Here is a 16,915-nt window from a genome sequence, read left to right as displayed (position 1 = left end):
AACGCTAACCCGATGTAAAAAAAGGTAAACAGGCACAAATCCTGCACGTTACCCCTTAGGCTAACGCGTTTTAAGTTTACAGGATATTTTTTGCGCATTTTTTAAGGAGCGGTAATGCAACAACAGATAACGCGCTGGCTGGAACAATTTGGGTTGGAATTCGGCGGAGTGATGTCGCTGTTGATGGTATTGGGGTTGATTGTCCTGATCTCGGTCGCGATCCACCTGGTGCTGCACCGGGTGGTGCTGGCCGCCCTTCAGCGCCGTGGCCAGCAATCGCAGCGCGTCTGGCAACAGGCCATCACCCAATACAAACTGTTCCAGCGCGTGGCGCTGCTGCTGCAAGGGGTGATCATCAGCATCCAGGCGACGCTGTGGCTGCAGAGCGGCAGCCAGACCCAGGCGGTGATCGTCACCGCGGCGCAGGTGTGGATCCTCGCCTTCACCCTGCTGTCGCTGTTCTCGCTGCTGGATACGCTGCTGGCGCTGCTGCGCCAAAGCCCGATCTCCAATCAGCTGCCGCTGCGCGGCATTTTCCAGGGCCTGAAACTGGTGGCGGCGATCCTGATCGGCATCATGATCGTCTCGCTGCTGATGGGCAAATCGCCGCTGCTGCTGCTCAGCGGCCTGGGCGCCATGACCGCGGTCCTGATGTTGGTGTTCAAGGATCCGATCCTCGGCCTGGTGGCCGGCATCCAGCTCTCCGCCAACGATATGCTGAAGATCGGCGACTGGCTGGAAATGCCGAAATACGGCGCCGACGGCGCGGTCACCGACATCGGCCTGACCACGGTCAAAGTGCGTAACTGGGACAACACCGTCACCACCATTCCCACCTACGCGCTGATCTCCGACTCGTTCAAAAACTGGCGGTCGATGTCGGAATCCGGCGGGCGCCGCATCAAGCGCAGCCTGAATATCGACACCGGCAGCGTGCACTTCCTGTCGGAAGAGGAACAGCGCCGCCTGCAGCGCAACCCGCTGCTGCACAGCTACCTGAACGATAAAACCCAGGAGCTGAGCCGGCACAATCAGGAGATCGCCATCGATTTGGCTTCGCCGCTCAACGGCCGCCGCCTGACCAACCTCGGCACGCTGCGCGCCTATCTGGAAGCCTACCTGCGCGCTCACCCGCGCATTCACCAGAACATGACGCTGATGGTGCGCCAGCTGGCGCCGACGCCGGAAGGCCTGCCGCTGGAAATCTACGCCTTCACCAACACCACGGTCTGGGCGGAGTATGAAAGTATTCAGGCGGATATTTTCGATCATATTCTGGCGGTGATCGACGAGTTCGGCCTGCGCGTGCATCAAACGCCAACCGGCAATGACCTGCGCGGCATGCTGCTACAAAACGCCAACGCTTCCTGACGTCGGCTGACGTAACTGTGTCTGCTGGTAATGATGTTCTTTCAATTGCCAGCAGATATCTCCATCCCCTTCTTTTCCCCGGCGAAAACGGCGTTAATGCGCCATCACCTTCACCACCGAGAGGGAAAGCCCTTGCTGAAACGGTTACGTCATCGGCTGTTTACCCTGATGGCCACCCTGCTGTTTATCGGCTGCCTGCACAGCGCTTCGCTGGACGAAAGCCGCATGCCCCGCAACCTGCAACCTTCGCTGAGCGCCCTCAGCAGCAATATGCAGGACATTCGCGAGGTGCTGGCGCGCTGTGCCGGCGAGGAAGAGGAGGAACGCCTTAACGGCGGCGACGTGCGTATCGAAGCGCGCGCCGCCGGGGAGGATGAAGTGGAAGACAAACGCTAAAAAAACACCGGCCTTAGCCGGTGCTTTTCCATTTAGTCTTGCTGCGTCGCCAGCGGCGCGCGTTTTTTCTGATGGTTGACCTTGAACCAGTATCCCGCCAGCAGCAATACCACCCAGACCAGGCCGGCGTACAGCGAGACGCGCGTGGTCGGGAAGTAGCCGATCAGGCCGATGATGAACACCAGGAACACGATCGCCACCACCGAGGTGAATACCCCGCCGCGCAGTGGGAACGCCAGCTGCTTCACCTGTTCTTTGCTCAGGCTGCGGCGGAAGGCGATTTGGGAGAACAGGATCATGATCCACACCCACACGGTGGCGAAGGTCGCCAGGGACGCGATCACCAGGAACACGCTCTCCGGCATGATGTAGTTGAGGTATACCGCCAGCAGCAGCGCCAGCATCATCACCACCACCGTCACCCAGGGAATGCCGCGCTTCGACACCTTGCTGAACATCTTCGGCGCATGGCCCTGCTCGGCCATGCCGTGCAGCATGCGGCCGACGCCGAACACGTCGCTGTTGATCGCCGACAGCGAAGCGGTGATCACCACGAAGTTGAGGATACCTGCCGCCACGGTGATACCCATATGCTGGAAGGTCAGCACGAACGGGCTGCCGTTGGTGCCCACCTGGTTCCACGGGTAGATAGACATGATGACGAACAGCGTGCCGACGTAGAACACCAGAATGCGCCACGGCACCGAGTTGATGGCCTTCGGAATCGATTTTTTCGGATCTTTGGCTTCGCCGGCGGTGATGCCGATGATTTCAATGCCGCCGTAAGCGAACATCACCAGCTGCAGCGACAGGATCATGCCGATAAAGCCGTTGCTGAAGAAGCCGCCGTTCGACCACAGGTTATGAATGCCGGTCGGTTGCCCGCCGTTGCCGATGCCCCAGATGATGATGCCGATGCCGGCCGCGATCATGATGATGATGGTGGCGACCTTGAAGAACGAGAACCAAAACTCCAGCTCGCCGAACACCTTGACGCTCATCAGGTTGATGGCGCCGATGATCAGCACCACGCTCAGCACCCAGATCCAGTGCGGCACTTCCGGGAACCAGACCCCCATATAGATGCCGAAGGCGGTCACGTCGGCGATGGCGACGATCAGGATTTCAAAGCAGTAAGTCCAGCCGGTGATGTAACCCGCCATCGGGCCGAGGTAGTCCTGCGCGTAGCGGGAAAACGAGCTGGCCTGCGGGTTGTTGACCGACATCTCCCCCAGGGCGCGCATGATGATAAAGGCCACGATGCCGCCGATCAGGTAAGCCAGCAGCACGCTCGGGCCGGCCATTTTGATGGCGTCCGCCGAGCCGTAGAACAACCCGGTGCCGATGGCCGATCCCAGCGCCATAAAGCGGATATGACGCGTACTGAGGCCGCGTTTCAGCTTATTGTCGGGGGCAGTGGTGGGTGACTGTTGTTGCATGAAGATGACCCATAGTTTTAAACGTAAAAAAGCCACGGACATGTCCGTGGCCCTGGATTAAGCCGGGGGATTATCAGTGCGCGGTCACTTGGGAACGCGTGCACACCCGATCATAAATCGCGACCAGCGCCAGCATCAGCAGCGAAGGCGGCAACCATGCCAACCCCTGCTCCGCCAGCGGCAGGTGAGTGGTCCAGGCCGGCAGCAGCTGCTGGAAACTGGAGGCTTTCACCGCGTCAAGGATACCAAACAACAGGCTGACAAGCATCACCGGCGCGATGATGCGCGGCGCGCTGTGCCACCAACGCAGAGTGAAGCTCAGCACCACCAGCACGATGCACGGCGGGTAAATCGCGGTCAGCACCGGAATGGAGATCTGGATCAGGTGGCTCAGGCCGAGGTTGGACACCACCATCGAGAACAGGCCTAGGATAAATACCAGCGTCTTGTACGAGAACGGCAGGTATTGCGCGAAGAACTCGGCGCAGGCGCAGGTCAGGCCGACCGCGGTCACCATACAGGCGATGAAGATCAGCGCCGCCAGGAAGAAGCTGCCGAGGCCGCCAAAGGTGTTCTGAACGTAAGCGTGCAGGATCACCGCGCCGTTGGTGGCATCAGGCACCAACGCGCCGCTGCCGGAGCCCAGCTTGAACAGGCTCAGATAAACCAGCGTCAGGCCCACGCCGGCGATCAAACCGGCCAGAATGGTGTAACGGGTCAACAGACCGGCGTCTTTCACGCCGCGCGAGCGCGCCGCGTTGACGATAACGATGCCGAATACCAGCGCGCCCAGCGTATCCATGGTCAGGTAGCCGTTAACGAAGCCGGAAGAGAAAGGCACGCTCTGGTAAGCCGCTGTCGCCGGAATCGGCGCGCCGGCAGGCCACAGCAGCGCGGCGATGCCCAGTACGCCCAACGCCACGATCTTCAGCGGCGCCAGCACATGGCCGACGGTGTCGAGCAGGCGGCCCGGATACAGGGAGATGCCGATCACCAGCGCGAAGTACACCAGGCTGTAGATGAACAGCGGCATGGCGCCGTCGCCGGTCAGCGGGGCGATGCCCACTTCAAAGGACACGGTGGCGGTGCGCGGCGTGGCGAACAGCGGGCCGACGGCCAGATAGCAGACGGTCGCCAGCAGCAGGCCGGCGCCGCGGCCGATCGGCGAACTGAGGGCGTCGATGCCGCCGCCAACGCGCGCCAGCGCGATGACGGTGATGACCGGCAGACCGACGGCGGTGATCAGGAAGCCCAGCGCCGCGATCCAGACGTGTTCACCGGACTGCAAGCCGACCATCGGCGGGAAGATGATGTTCCCGGCCCCAACGAATAAGGCAAAGGTCATGAAGCCCAGTGCCATGATATCTTTTGACGTTAAACGATGACTCATACGATGTCGTGTTGCCTGTTCAAATGAAAAAAATTGTCCGATAGCGTGGTGGCGTGACGCCCCACCGGTTGCCGGCATGCCCGATCGTCGCAGCGCCAAATAAGCATCCTAAACGCAGTCGATCCGGCGTTTATGTCCCTATTCGAAAGTGGCCGCTCATGAAGATGGGCAAAATTTTAGGAGTTATAAAAATGGAGGTTTAATCCGACAACGAGGGCTAAGGTAAACGTTTATAGCGCTTCAAGGCAAGACGCACGGCGAAAAGCAGAGCTATCGACCATATAAACTTTAGCCACCAGTCGATCATATTGGCTATCAATAAATATACACTACATGATTTGTATCATTTTTGAACAATGGATTCACGAAACGTGAAACATATACCGCTTTACCGCGCGAAAACGCCAATAAATGCCCGGTTTTCGCGTGGTATAAGCTCCGTTTGGCCGTTAAAAAAGGCGAAAATTACGCCGCTTTTTGTCGCTTATTGCACCGTGGCCGCCGCGAGCGGCTGCAGCCCGAGCGCCTGGCGGGTCCTCTGCAGGGCGCCCGGCGGCAGCGGCAGATAGCCGTCGTGATTGACCAGGCTCTGCCCTGCGGTCGACAGCACGCGATCGAGGAACGCGGCGGTCAGCGGCTCCAGCGGTTGATTGGGGGCTTTGTTGATGTAGATATAGAGATAGCGCGACAGCGGGTAGCGATCGTTGCGCACGTTGGCGGCGGTAGGCGCGACATAGTCCTCTCCCGATTCCGCCAACGGCAGCAGCCGCACGCCGCTGGCGCGAAAACCGATGCTGGCGTAGCCGATGCCGTTGAGCGAACCGGCCACCGCCTGCACCACCGAAGCCGAACCGGGCAGCTCATTGACGCGCGGCATAAAATCGCCGCCGCACAGCGCGCGCAGTTTGAAATAGCCGTAGGTGCCGGACGCCGAGTTGCGGCCGAAGCGCTGCAGCGAGCGCGTCGCCCAGTCGCCACTCAGCCCCAGCTCGCCCCAACGCGTCAGCGGTTTGCTTTCACCGCAGCGCCGGGTGGCGGAGAAAATGCGATCGAGCTGCTGCAGATTGAGGCCGCGCAGCGGGTTGTCCTGATGCACCAACACCACCAGCGCATCCACCGCCACCGGCACCGCCAGCGGCGCATAGCCGTAACGATGTTCGAACGCCGAAACCTCGGCCGCCTTCATCGGCCGGCTCATCGGGCCCAGCTGCGCGGCGCCCGCCGCCAACGCGGTCGGCGCGGTCGACGAGCCGGCGGCCTGGATCTGCAGGTTAACGTTGGGATAATGCCGGCTGAAATCCTGCGCCCACAGCGCCATCAGATTCGCCAAAGTATCGGAACCGACGCTGGACAGGTTGCCCGCCAGCATGCCGTCGGGCTGCGCCAGCGCGCCGCGTCCGGCCAGCAACGCCAGGCAAAGCAACAGCCCTCGGGTTATTCGGGTCATACCGGTGTCTCGCGTTAATTTTTCACCGCATTCTCTGATAAAGCGGCGGGAACAATCAACCGGTTGGGTAAGGTAAAGATAAAGCGGGTGCCGATCCCCGGCTCGCTGAGGATCTCCAGCCGCGCGTCGTGATGGCTGAGCGCATGCTTGACGATCGCCAGCCCCAGCCCGCTGCCGCCGGTCTGGCGCGAACGGGCCTTGTCGACGCGGTAAAAACGCTCGGTCAGGCGCGGCAGGTGTTCGGCGGCAATGCCCGGTCCGTTGTCGCTGACCTGGAACTGCGCGCCGTGCGCCGTCTGCTGCCAGCTCACTTCGATATGGGTGCCCTTCGGCGTGTGGTTGACCGCGTTGTACACCAGGTTAGACACCGCGCTGCGCAACTGGTCTTCATTGCCGAACACGTTGAGCTGTTCGTTCACCCGGAAAGTGATCTCGTGATTGTCGCCGCTCAGCGATTGCGCCTCGCGCTGCAACACCCGCAGCATCAGCGGGATATCCACCCGCTCGTTCATGTCGACATTGGGCGCCGCCTCGATGCGCGACAGCGTCAGCAGCTGCTTGACCAGCCCGTCCATCCGGCGGGTCTGCTCCTGCATGGTGCCGAGCGCCTTGCTGCGCAGCGAACCGTCCTGCTCTTCGTCGCCCATCATCTCCAGATAGCCCTGCAGCACCGTCAGCGGCGTGCGCAGCTCATGGCTGACGTTGGCGAAGAAGTTGCGCCGCGCCCCCTCCAGCTGGCGCATCTGGGTGACGTCGCGCGCCACCATCAGCAACTGCCCTTCGGAGTAGGGCATCACGCGGAATTCGACGTAGTGTTCGTTGTTCAGCTGCAGCGTCAGCGGGCGCGAGAACTCCTGCTGTTGCAGATAGTGGCTGAATTCCGGATAACGCAGCAGGTTGAGGATGTGCTGGCCGTTGTCTTCCGGCCAGCGGAAGCCGAGCAGATGCTGCGCCAGCCCGTTGCACCAGAAGATGTTGCCTTCGACGGTGGTCATCACCACCGCATCAGGCAGCGATTCGGCCCCGCTGCGAAAGCGCTTGATCAACAGCGCCAGCTCGCGCCGGCGGCGGCGATTGCGCTGCTGCATCTGATACAGGCCATAGAACAACGGCTCCCAACTCCAGCGGCCGGGCGGCGGCGTCATGCTGCGGTCGATCCACAGCCAATGGGAGAGTTTGAGCTGGTTGTAGAAATTCCACACCAGCGCGGCCAGCGCGGAGGCCAGCAGGAACCAGGGCAGATAACCGAAAATCAGCCCCAGCAGTAAGGCGGGCAAACAGAAAAGAGCCAGCTCCAGAGCCAGCCTCTTCCACGACAGACGTTCTAACACGGCATATTCTCCAGCGCAGCGCGATCAGTAGCGCGTTGAGAACCGGTAGCCGGTGCCCCGAACGGTTTGAACCATTTTATCATGCCCACTGGTTTCTAACGCCTTGCGGAGCCGACGGATATGCACGTCAACGGTACGGTCTTCCACATAAACGTTAGTGCCCCAGACGTGATTAAGCAACTGCTCACGGCTATAAACCCGCTCCGGGTGGGTCATAAAGAAGTGCAGCAGCTTGAACTCGGTCGGCCCCATATCCAGCGCCTGATCGTTCGCCATCACGCGGTGGGAGGACGGATCCAGGCTCAGCCCTTGCATTTCAATCACTTCTTCCACCGCCATCGGTGAAATGCGGCGCATGACCGCTTTGATGCGCGCCACCAGCTCCTTGGGCGAGAACGGCTTGGTGATGTAATCATCCGCCCCCACTTCCAGGCCGCGCACCCGGTCTTCTTCTTCGCCGCGCGCGGTCAGCATCATCACCGGGATATCGCGGGTCAGCGCTTCGCGCTTCATATGTTTGATAAACTGAATGCCGGAACCGCCGGGCAACATCCAGTCGAGCAACACCAAATCAGGGAACGGCTCAGACAGGCGCGTCACGGCGCTGTCATAATCCTCGGCTTCCAACGGTTGGTAACCATTCTGTTCCAACACAAAGCACACCATCTCACGGATCGGCGCTTCGTCTTCCACCACCAGTATGCGTCTTGCCATCGTCAATCCTGCCAATGTGTTAGCGACTTTGCGGGCGCCATTATGCGTCAGTTTTGTGACACTTTTATGAAAAAAAGCGGCTGTTATAGGCAGTAAGCATAGCGATTATTTCCCGCCGCAAAGAAAAATCATCCGGTTGTCATCATCATTGCGCCGGGACAGCCGCCGCCGCGGCCTTTATAATCATCGCCATTACCTTTGCATCCGGGAATGTCATGCGCCTGATCCACACCTCTGACTGGCACCTTGGCCAGTACTTTTTCACCAAAAGCCGCGCCGCCGAGCACCAGGCTTTTCTGAACTGGCTGATCGAGCAGATTGAGCAGCAGCAGGTGGATGCGCTGATCGTCGCCGGGGATCTGTTCGATACCGGCTCGCCGCCCAGCTACGCCCGCGAGCTGTACAACCGCTTCGTGGTGGAGCTGCAGCGCACCGGCTGTCAGCTGGTGGTGCTGGGCGGCAACCACGACTCGGTGGCGACGCTGAACGAATCGCGTGAGCTGCTCTCCTGCCTGAACACCACGGTGATCGCGAGCGCGCAAAGCGCCCCCGAACAGCAGATTGTGGTGCTGAACCGGCGCGACGGCCAGCCGGGCGCGGTGCTGTGCGCCATTCCTTTTCTGCGGCCGCGCGATCTGCTCACCAGCCGCGCCGGCGAATCCGGCGCGCAAAAACAGCAGGCGCTGCAGGAAGCCATCGCCGAACATTACCAGGCGCTGTATCAGGCGGCCTGCGAACGCCGCGATCGGCTGGGCCTGCCGCTGCCGATCGTCGCCACCGGCCACCTGACCACCGTCGGCGTCACCACCTCCGACTCGGTGCGCGACATCTATATCGGCACCCTCGACGCCTTCCCGGCGCAGGCCTTCCCGCCCGCCGACTATATCGCGCTGGGCCACATTCACCGCGCGCAGAACGTCGCCAAATCAGATCATATTCGCTATAGCGGCTCACCGATTCCGCTCAGCTTCGATGAACTGGGCAAAGCCAAAAGCGTCTTCCTGGTCGATTTCGCCGACGGCGCCCTGCAGCAGGTAGAAGCGTTAACGATCCCGCAGTTCCAGCCCATGCAGCTGATCAAAGGCGATCTGGCCGAGATCGAACGGCAGCTGCAGCAATTTGCCGACTATGCCGGCGAGCTGCCGGTGTGGCTGGATATCGAAGTGGCGACGCAGGACTACCTCAGCGATATCCAGCGCCGCATCCAGCTGATGGCGGATGAGCTGCCGGTGGAAGTGGTGCTGCTGCGGCGCAGCAAAGAGCAGCGCCGCCAGGCGATCGCGCAGCAGGATAAGGAAACGCTCAACGAACTGAGCGTCAACGAGGTGTTCGAACGGCGCCTGGCGCAGGAGGCCGACATGCCAGAAGCGCGCCAACGGCGGATGCACCAACTGTTCCGCCAGGTGGTCGAGGCGGTGCAGCACAATCCTGAGGAGACCAATCCATGAAGATCCTCAGCCTGCGGTTAAAAAACCTCAACTCGCTGCAGGGCGAGTGGAAAATTGACTTCACCGCCGAGCCGTTCGCCAGCAACGGCCTGTTTGCCATTACCGGCCCGACCGGCGCGGGCAAAACCACCCTGCTGGACGCCATCTGCCTGGCGCTGTACCACCAGACGCCGCGTCTCAACGTCACGCCGAGCCAGAATGAACTGATGACCCGCCACACCGCCGAATCGCTGGCGGAGGTCGAATTCGAGGTCAAGGGCGTCGGCTATCGCGCCTTCTGGAGCCAGCGCCGCGCCAAAAACGCGCCGGACGGCAACCTGCAGGCGCCGAAGGTGGAACTGGCGCGCCGCGAGGACGGCAAGATCCTGGCGGACAAGGTGCGCGACAAGCTGGAGATCACCGCCGCCATCACCGGGCTGGACTTCGGCCGCTTCACCAAATCGATGATGCTGTCTCAGGGGCAGTTCGCCGCGTTCCTCAACGCCGACGCCAACGATCGCGCTGAGCTGCTGGAAGAGCTGACCGGCACCGAAATCTACGGACGGCTGTCCGAACAGGTGTTCGAATCGCACAAGCAGGCCAAAACCGACCTGGATGGGTTGCACCAGCGCGCCAGCGGCATCGAGCTGCTGAACGATGAACAGCGCCACTCCCTGACTGAACAGCTGACGGCGCTAAGCGCGCAGGAAAGCGCCCTCGGCATGCAAACCCAGCAACAGCAACAGGCGCTGAGCTGGCTGCAGCAATGGCAACGCCTCCAGCAACAGCAAAACGAGGGTCAACGGCGGCTGGAAACCGCCCAGCGCGAGCAGGCCGAGGCCGCCCCGCAGCTGCAGCGGCTGGCGCTCAGCGAACCGGCCGAGAAATTGCGGCCGCTGCGCGGCGAACGCGATCGCTGCCGCGCCGAGCTGCAGACGATACAACAGCAGGCAGCCCAGCTGACGCAGCAACAGGAACAACACTCGGCGCAGCTGGCGCCGCTGCAGCAGGCGGTGGAAAAGGCCCGTCTGGCGCAGCAAGCCCATGCCGAGCATATGCGGCAGCAGCAACAGCTGATCGATGACCAGGTCGCCCCGCTCGACCATCAGATAGCCCAACTGCAGTCGACGCAGGCCGAGCGGCGACAGGCCGGCGATGCCGCCGCGCAGCAGTGTGCCAAACAGCAAACCACGCTGGAGCAGCTCACCGCCGAGCGCAGCCAGCTGACGGCGCAGGCCGCACAGCATCAGCAGCGGTTGAACGCGCTGACCGAAGCGCTGGCCGTTCAGCAGCAACAGCAGCAGGCGCTGGCGGCGCAAACGCCGCTGGCCCCGCTGCGCCAGCGCCTGAGCGCCCTGGCGGATCTGCGCCCGACGCGCCAGCAGTTATTTACTCTCGCCTCTTTATCGCAACAAGTTGTTAAACGGCTGGAACAGCAGCGGCAAGAGCTAAACATCGGTCAAAATGAACTGACCCAGTTGGAGCCACAGTTAGAACTCGTCCGTCAGCAATTTAAGCAGCAGAAAGCCCACCAGGCCGATGTTGAAAAAACCTATGCGCTGGAACAACGGATCGTGGGCCTGGAAGCCGAGCGCGCCCGTTTGCAACCCGGCGCCCCCTGCCCGCTGTGCGGCTCATGCGATCACCCGGCGGTAGAACAATACCAAGAGGTAAAACTGTCAGAAACTGCGCAACGTCTGGAGCAAATGAAAGTCCAGACCGAAGCATTGCAAAAACAAGGCGTCGAGCTGCGAGCCCGTTACGACAACCTGCAACAGCAATTGCAACGCCAACAGCAGGCTATCGCGCAGGATGAGCAGCTGTTGGCTGCCCAACAGCAGCAGTGGCAGCAGCTCAGCGCGCCGCTGGCATTCGACTTTACGCTGGCGGAGGGCGACCAACTCAGCGCCTGGCTGAGCGGCTGCGACGATGAAGAGCGGCGCGGGCAACACGCGCTGCAGCAGCATGAACAGGCGGCGCAGGCGGTACAGCAGGCAAAAGACGCGCTCGCCGCTCTGCAAACGCAGCAGCAGCAGGCGCAGCAACGGCTGGCGCTGCTCGAAGAGCGCTTTACGCTGCTGCAGAAAACCCATGCCGACAGCCTGCAACAGCAGCAAGACCTGCAACAACGCTGGCAAGAAGGCGAGAAGACCCTCGCCGAACGGCGCGCGCAGCGGCTGGCGCTGTTCGGCGAACAGCAGGTCGCCGAGGTGCGCGAACAGTTGCGCGCCAAACAAACCGCCTGTGAGCAGGCCTGCTTGCAGGCCGCCGAGCAGTGGCAAAAAGCGCAGGAACTGCGCGAGCGCCTGGCCGGCCAGCAAGCCGGATTGCAACAACAGCATACCCAAATGCAGGAACGGCTGCAGCAGGCGCAGCAGCAGTGGCAGCAGGCGCTGGCCGACAGCGAATTCGCCGATGAAACCGCCTTCGCCGCCGCGCTGCTGGACGACGCCCTGCGCCGCGAATTGCAGCAGCGCAAAGAGCAACTGCAACAGCGGCAGGTGGAGGCCGCCGCCCTGCTGACGCAGGCGACGCAAACGCTGGAGCAGCATCGGCAAAGCCGCCCGGAAGGGGTGGATGAAGCCAACGCGGATCTCGACGCACTCACGCAATCGCTGGCCGAGCTGGCACAGCAGTTGAAAACGTTGCAGCTGCGCCAGGGTGAACTGCGCAACCAGCTGGAAAGCGATGCCGCCCGCCGTCTCAATCAACAGGCGTTGTTCGAGCAAATCGCCCGCAGCCAGCAAGACTACGACGACTGGAGCTACCTCAACCAGCTGATCGGCTCGAAAGAAGGCGACAAGTTCCGCCGCTTCGCTCAGGGGCTGACGCTCGATCATCTGGTTTATCTGGCCAACCTTCAGCTCGGCCGGCTGCACGGGCGCTACCTACTGCAGCGCAAAACCAGCGACGCGCTGGAGCTGCAGGTGGTGGACACCTGGCAGGCCGACGCGCTGCGCGATACCCGCACCCTGTCCGGCGGCGAGAGCTTCCTGGTCAGCCTGGCGCTGGCGCTGGCGTTGTCCGATCTGGTCAGCCACAAAACCAGCATCGACTCGCTGTTCCTCGACGAAGGCTTCGGCACGCTGGACGCCGAAACCCTCGATACCGCGCTGGACGCGCTGGACAGCCTGAATGCCTCCGGCAAAACCATTGGCGTGATCAGCCACGTAGAGGCGATGAAAGAGCGTATTCCGGTGCAGATAAAGGTGAAAAAGGTCAACGGACTCGGCGTCAGCCGGCTGGAGGCGCACTTCAGGCTGGAATGATCCCGCCGTGCGCGGCGCAGAAGTGTGACCGCGGCGGCACTCCGCGGTGAAAAGCGTTGAGCCGCGGCGAGCACGGGTTATTATGCAGACATAACAGGATTGTTACTGTATCCCCTCCGCCGCTCAGGCCGCAGGACAGAAACATAAAATACAGGCAAAACCTGGCGCCCGGGATCGCTCCCGGGCGTCAGGTTTTTTCGTTTTCAGGATGCTGAAACACCGGGAAAGACCATGAAAATCGCTAAAATACTCAATAATAACGTGGTGATTACGCTGGACGACCGTCAGGAAGAGACGGTGGTAATGGGAAAAGGAATCGGCTTTAAAAAGAAGCCCGGCGACACGCTGGACGAAAGCCTGATCGAAAAGGTGTTCACCCATAACGGCGGTGAAATCGCCGAGCGCTATAAAGAGCTGCTCTCCGAGATCCCGCTGGCCTGCGTCACCACCGCCGACCGGATTATTACCCTCGCCCGCGAACGGCTACCGGGCAAGTTGCATAACATCGTCTACATCACGCTGACCGACCACATCCATTTCGCCCTGCAGCGCCACGCGCAAGGGCTGGATATCAAAAATGCGTTGCTGTGGGAGATTAAAAAGCTCTATCAGGCCGAGTTCGCCGTCGGGCTGGAGGCGCTGGCTTTGATCGCCGAGCGGCTGAATACCGCGCTGCCGGAAGACGAGGCCGGATTTATCGCCCTGCACCTGGTCAACGCCCAGCTTAACGACGAGATGCACAACACGCTGCACATCACCCGCGTGATGCAAGAGATCCTCAACCTGGTCAAATACCACTTTCGCTTTGATTACAACGAGGAAGCCCTGAGCTACCACCGTTTCGTCACCCATTTGAAATTCTTCGCCCAGCGCCTGCTGGGGAAAAACTACGTCGACAGCGACGACGACTCGCTGTATCAGGTGGTGAAAGAGAAATACCGTGAGTCATTCGCCTGCGCCGGCAAAATCAACCGCCACATCGAAAAGCACTATCAGCATCAGCTCACCACGGAAGAGATGATGTTCCTGACCATTCATATCGAACGGGTGCGCAGCGAAAGCGAGGAAAAACCGGCTTAACGGCGGGCGTCCGCCACCCGCACGCCGTACTGCGGAAACACCGCGTCGGCGGAGATCAGCGTCAGCCCCTCGGCCTGCGCCTGTGCGATCAGCATGCGATCGAAAGGATCCTGATGATAGGGCGGCAACTGCCCGGCCTGTTGGCAATGAAAGGCGTCCATCGGCAGCGCCAGAAAATCTTCGGCCTCGATGATCGCAAAGATGTCTTCCGGCAGCGCCAGCTTGCCCAGCGCCTGCTTGATCGAGATCTCCCAAATGCTGGCCGCGCTGACGTACACCGCATTGCCCGGATCGGCGATCTGCCTTTTGGCGTTCGCGCCCAGGCAGGCGTCATCAATCAGCCACCACAGCAACGCGTGGGTATCCAGCAGCAGGCGCTTCATGCATCGCCCTCAAACAGCGCCGCAATGGCCGCATCCCCCGCGTTGAAATCCGCCGGCACGGTAAACTTGCCCTTGGCGGCGCCGGGCCGGCGCGCTTCGCCCTGGATGGCGACCAGTTGTACGTACGGCTTCCCTGCTTTTGCAATAATCACGGTTTCTCCCTCCGCGGCTCTGTCCGCCAGCTGGCTCAGATTGGATTTGGCTTCGTGCATATTGGCCTGAATCGGCATACGCGTCCTCCTTAGCTAAGTTAGCTAAAGCATAAAGCGCCGTCCAGTTTTTGTACAGGGAATGGTTTAAAGCGCGAGCAGCCTCGCGCTTTGCTGCAACGCTTAGCGCTGCTGTTGCGGCCATAACCAGGCCGCGCCGCGTACGCCGCTGGAGTCGCCGTGCACCGCCTTGCGGATCGGCGTTTCACACTCGCCGCCGAACACCCAATCTTTCACCCGCTGCGGCACCGTGCGGTACAGGCGATCCACGTTGCTCATGCCGCCGCCGAGCACCACCACGTCCGGATCCAGAATGTTGATCACGTGCGCCAACGCTTTCGCCAGCCGCATTTCGTAGCGCACGATCGCCTGCTCCGCCAGCGCATCGCCCCGCTCGCTCAGCGCCACGATCTCGTGCCCTTGCAGCGCGTTGCCGCCCAGGCGCGCATAGTCGGTGGCGAAACCGGTACCGGAAATAAAGGTTTCGATGCAGCCCGGTTTGCCGCAGTAGCACGGCACTTCGCGGGCGTAGCGCAGCTCATCGTCATCCTGCCACGGCAGCGGATTGTGGCCCCACTCGCCGGCGATGCCGTTGCCGCCGGAATGCGCCTGCCCATTCAGCGCCACGCCGGCGCCGCAGCCGGTGCCGACAATGACCGCAAACACGGTTTGCGCGCCGGCGCCTGCGCCGTCGGTGGCTTCCGACACCGCCAGGCAGTTGGCGTCGTTGGCGATACGCACCTCGCGCGCCAACAGCGCCGAGAGATCCTTGTCCAGCGGTTGGCCGTTGAGCCATACCGAGTTGGCGTTTTTCACCCGCCCGGTAAACGGCGACAGCGTGCCGGGAATGCCGATCCCGACCGATCCCCGCTCGCCGGTATGATCTTCCGCCAGTTTCACCAGCCCGGCGATCGCCGCCAGGGTTTGCCCATAGTCATGGCGCGGCGTGGCGATGCGATGGCGAAACAGCTCCCGGCCGTCGTCCGCCAACGCAATCACTTCAATTTTTGTCCCGCCCAAATCGATGCCAATGCGCATGTATTTTTCTCCTCGATGCCGCGCAGCGTTGCCACAGCCTAATGTAAGTACGCGGATGAATCACCTGTTTCCCTCTCCCCCGCCCGGCCTTTTCCGCTGCGGTCGGCGACGCAATTCGGAGAGAATGGGGCGATTTTTCAGCGTCAATTCGTTATCATGCCGCCCTGCTTTTGACGAATCAGCGTGCCGAGCGCACGCCCAGCCAGGGATAACATTATGCTGTGGTTTAAGAATTTGATGGTTTACCGTTTGAGCCGCGAAGTGGCGTTAAACGCGGATGAAATGGAAAAACAACTCAGCGCGTTCGCCTTCACGCCGTGCGGCAGCCAGGACATGGCCAAGACCGGCTGGGTCTCCCCGATGGGCTCGCACAGCGATGCGCTGACGCACGCGGTCAACGGCCAAATCGTCATCTGCGCGCGCAAGGAAGAGAAAATCCTGCCGTCGCCGGTCATCAAGCAAGAGCTGCAGGCCAAAATTGAGCGCCTGGAGGCGGAACAACATCGCAAACTGAAGAAAACCGAGAAAGACGCGCTGAAGGACGAAGTGCTGCACAGCCTGCTGCCGCGCGCCTTCAGCCGCTTCAACCAGACCTTCATGTGGATCGACACCGTCAACGATCTGATCATGGTCGATGCCGCCAGCGCCAAACGCGCCGAAGATACGCTGGCGCTGCTGCGCAAAAGCCTCGGCTCGCTGCCGGTGGTGCCGCTGACCATGGAAAGCCCGATCGAACTGACGCTGACCGAATGGGTGCGTTCCGGCGAGATGCCGGCTGGTTTCGCCATTCAGGATGAAGCGGAACTGAAAGCGATTCTGGAAGAAGGCGGCGTGATCCGCTGCAAGAAACAGAATCTGATCAGCGACGAAATCGCGGTGCATATCGAAGCCGGCAAGCTGGTGACCAAGCTGGCGGTAGATTGGCAGGAGCGCATTCAGCTGATGCTGTCGGACGACGGCTCGCTCAAGCGCCTGAAATTCGCCGACACGCTGCGCGAACAGAACGACGATATCGATCGCGATGACTTCGCCCAGCGCTTTGACGCCGACTTTATCCTGATGACCAGCGAGCTGGCGGCGTTGATCAAAAACACCATCGAAGCGCTCGGCGGCGAAGCCCAGCGTTAATCCCGCCGCAGAAACGACCAGGGCCCAGCATTGAACTGCACCCCAAATGTTGGACACATCTGACATTTGGAGGTGCAGTTCTATGAAGTTTTCGCTGCAAGACAAACTCAGTGCCGTCCGGCATTACCTTGCCGGGCTTGGCAGCCAGCGGCAAACCGCCAGAAAGTTCTCCGTCGCTCATGTCCAGTTGCGGCGCTGGATTGCCGCCTATCGACACCATGGCGAGTCGGGTCTGCAACCCGGACGTCGGCGACGCTACACGCCAGAGTTCAAGCTTGCCGCCGTCGAGTTTG

General features: G+C 61.2%; 15 protein-coding genes. 7 read left to right on the top strand and 8 right to left on the bottom strand.

Features of this window, described 5'->3' with window-relative positions:
* The first annotated feature begins 114 nt into the window (after nucleotides 1-114).
* Both ACK3CV_RS05415 and ACK3CV_RS05410 read left to right on the top strand, forming a co-directional pair.
* Nucleotides 115-1,371 carry a mechanosensitive ion channel family protein gene (locus ACK3CV_RS05415; protein ID WP_033637290.1) on the top strand — a complete coding sequence of 419 codons (1,257 nt, stop codon included), beginning with the start codon at nucleotides 115-117 and terminating at the stop codon, nucleotides 1,369-1,371.
* Between the two features lie 132 nt (nucleotides 1,372-1,503).
* Nucleotides 1,504-1,767 carry a hypothetical protein gene (locus tag ACK3CV_RS05410; RefSeq protein ID WP_164038833.1) on the top strand — a complete coding sequence of 88 codons (264 nt, stop codon included), beginning with the start codon at nucleotides 1,504-1,506 and terminating at the stop codon, nucleotides 1,765-1,767.
* Nucleotides 1,768-1,799: 32 nt separating this feature from the next.
* Here ACK3CV_RS05410 and proY read toward each other — a convergent pair whose 3' ends face one another.
* From proY to phoB, 5 genes are all read right to left on the bottom strand, one after another.
* On the bottom strand, nucleotides 1,800-3,206 hold the full coding sequence (proY, locus tag ACK3CV_RS05405) for a proline-specific permease ProY (RefSeq protein WP_019454218.1): 1,407 nt from the start codon (nucleotides 3,204-3,206) through the stop codon (nucleotides 1,800-1,802).
* Between the two features lie 73 nt (nucleotides 3,207-3,279).
* Entirely contained in the window at nucleotides 3,280-4,596 is a 1,317-nt protein-coding gene (gene brnQ / locus ACK3CV_RS05400; RefSeq protein WP_164141180.1) for a branched-chain amino acid transport system II carrier protein, read from the bottom strand.
* A gap of 484 nt (nucleotides 4,597-5,080) precedes the next feature.
* A complete protein-coding gene (locus ACK3CV_RS05395; protein ID WP_033637287.1) occupies nucleotides 5,081-6,043 on the bottom strand; it encodes a PstS family phosphate ABC transporter substrate-binding protein in 963 nt (320 codons plus the stop codon).
* A 14-nt stretch (nucleotides 6,044-6,057) separates the two neighbouring features.
* Nucleotides 6,058-7,374 (bottom strand): phosphate regulon sensor histidine kinase PhoR, encoded by a 1,317-nt coding sequence (gene phoR, locus ACK3CV_RS05390; protein WP_164141182.1) that lies wholly within the window; start codon nucleotides 7,372-7,374, stop codon nucleotides 6,058-6,060.
* Nucleotides 7,375-7,398: 24 nt separating this feature from the next.
* On the bottom strand, nucleotides 7,399-8,088 hold the full coding sequence (phoB, locus tag ACK3CV_RS05385) for a phosphate response regulator transcription factor PhoB (RefSeq protein WP_004940438.1): 690 nt from the start codon (nucleotides 8,086-8,088) through the stop codon (nucleotides 7,399-7,401).
* A 215-nt stretch (nucleotides 8,089-8,303) separates the two neighbouring features.
* Here phoB and sbcD point away from each other — a divergent pair, with 215 nt between their 5' ends.
* The 3 genes from sbcD to licT all read left to right on the top strand — a co-directional run bounded on the left by sbcD (nucleotide 8,304) and on the right by licT (nucleotide 13,864).
* Nucleotides 8,304-9,536: an exonuclease subunit SbcD gene (gene sbcD, locus ACK3CV_RS05380; protein ID WP_164141184.1), complete on the top strand. Its 1,233-nt coding sequence runs from the start codon at nucleotides 8,304-8,306 to the stop codon at nucleotides 9,534-9,536.
* Nucleotides 9,533-12,784: an exonuclease subunit SbcC gene (gene sbcC, locus ACK3CV_RS05375; RefSeq protein WP_164141186.1), complete on the top strand. Its 3,252-nt coding sequence runs from the start codon at nucleotides 9,533-9,535 to the stop codon at nucleotides 12,782-12,784. The genes sbcD and sbcC overlap by 4 nt, the downstream gene beginning before the upstream one ends.
* Nucleotides 12,785-13,015: 231 nt before the next feature.
* Nucleotides 13,016-13,864, top strand: coding sequence for a BglG family transcription antiterminator LicT (gene licT, locus ACK3CV_RS05370; RefSeq protein WP_033637282.1), 849 nt, complete (start codon nucleotides 13,016-13,018; stop codon nucleotides 13,862-13,864).
* On the opposite strand, the gene ACK3CV_RS05365 is transcribed toward licT, so the two are convergent.
* The 3 genes from ACK3CV_RS05365 to mak form a co-directional block, all read right to left on the bottom strand.
* Nucleotides 13,861-14,247 carry a type II toxin-antitoxin system VapC family toxin gene (locus ACK3CV_RS05365; RefSeq protein ID WP_033637281.1) on the bottom strand — a complete coding sequence of 129 codons (387 nt, stop codon included), beginning with the start codon at nucleotides 14,245-14,247 and terminating at the stop codon, nucleotides 13,861-13,863. The two genes, licT and ACK3CV_RS05365, sit on opposite strands and share 4 nt — an antisense overlap.
* Nucleotides 14,244-14,477: a type II toxin-antitoxin system Phd/YefM family antitoxin gene (locus ACK3CV_RS05360; RefSeq protein WP_033637280.1), complete on the bottom strand. Its 234-nt coding sequence runs from the start codon at nucleotides 14,475-14,477 to the stop codon at nucleotides 14,244-14,246. Before ACK3CV_RS05360 ends, ACK3CV_RS05365 begins: the two co-directional genes overlap by 4 nt.
* A 102-nt stretch (nucleotides 14,478-14,579) precedes the next feature.
* On the bottom strand, nucleotides 14,580-15,494 hold the full coding sequence (mak, locus tag ACK3CV_RS05355) for a fructokinase (protein ID WP_039567006.1): 915 nt from the start codon (nucleotides 15,492-15,494) through the stop codon (nucleotides 14,580-14,582).
* 216 nt (nucleotides 15,495-15,710) lie between these two features.
* On the opposite strand from mak, the gene rdgC reads away from it, so the two are divergent.
* The gene (gene rdgC / locus ACK3CV_RS05350; protein ID WP_004940461.1) at nucleotides 15,711-16,622 is read left to right on the top strand and encodes a recombination-associated protein RdgC; all 912 of its coding nucleotides are present in this window, start codon (nucleotides 15,711-15,713) and stop codon (nucleotides 16,620-16,622) included.
* Nucleotides 16,623-16,704: 82 nt separating this feature from the next.
* The coding region (locus tag ACK3CV_RS05345) for a helix-turn-helix domain-containing protein (protein WP_489009812.1) at nucleotides 16,705-16,915 on the top strand (211 nt) is incomplete at its 3' end.

This window comes from Serratia sp. TSO36 (assembly GCF_057808395.1).
This window is presented reverse-complemented; position numbering and strand designations above follow the sequence as displayed.

Excerpts from the sequence above, each read along its gene's own strand:
- ACK3CV_RS05415 (WP_033637290.1), top strand. The coding sequence starts at position 115 with ATGCAACAACAGATAACGCGCTGGCTGGAACAATTTGGGTTGGAATTC.
- proY (WP_019454218.1), bottom strand. The coding sequence starts at position 3,206 with ATGCAACAACAGTCACCCACCACTGCCCCCGACAATAAGCTGAAACGC.
- brnQ (WP_164141180.1), bottom strand. The coding sequence starts at position 4,596 with ATGAGTCATCGTTTAACGTCAAAAGATATCATGGCACTGGGCTTCATG.
- ACK3CV_RS05395 (WP_033637287.1), bottom strand. The coding sequence starts at position 6,043 with ATGACCCGAATAACCCGAGGGCTGTTGCTTTGCCTGGCGTTGCTGGCC.
- phoB (WP_004940438.1), bottom strand. The coding sequence starts at position 8,088 with ATGGCAAGACGCATACTGGTGGTGGAAGACGAAGCGCCGATCCGTGAG.
- sbcD (WP_164141184.1), top strand. The coding sequence starts at position 8,304 with ATGCGCCTGATCCACACCTCTGACTGGCACCTTGGCCAGTACTTTTTC.
- sbcC (WP_164141186.1), top strand. The coding sequence starts at position 9,533 with ATGAAGATCCTCAGCCTGCGGTTAAAAAACCTCAACTCGCTGCAGGGC.
- licT (WP_033637282.1), top strand. The coding sequence starts at position 13,016 with ATGAAAATCGCTAAAATACTCAATAATAACGTGGTGATTACGCTGGAC.
- ACK3CV_RS05365 (WP_033637281.1), bottom strand. The coding sequence starts at position 14,247 with ATGAAGCGCCTGCTGCTGGATACCCACGCGTTGCTGTGGTGGCTGATT.
- ACK3CV_RS05360 (WP_033637280.1), bottom strand. The coding sequence starts at position 14,477 with ATGCCGATTCAGGCCAATATGCACGAAGCCAAATCCAATCTGAGCCAG.
- mak (WP_039567006.1), bottom strand. The coding sequence starts at position 15,494 with ATGCGCATTGGCATCGATTTGGGCGGGACAAAAATTGAAGTGATTGCG.
- rdgC (WP_004940461.1), top strand. The coding sequence starts at position 15,711 with ATGCTGTGGTTTAAGAATTTGATGGTTTACCGTTTGAGCCGCGAAGTG.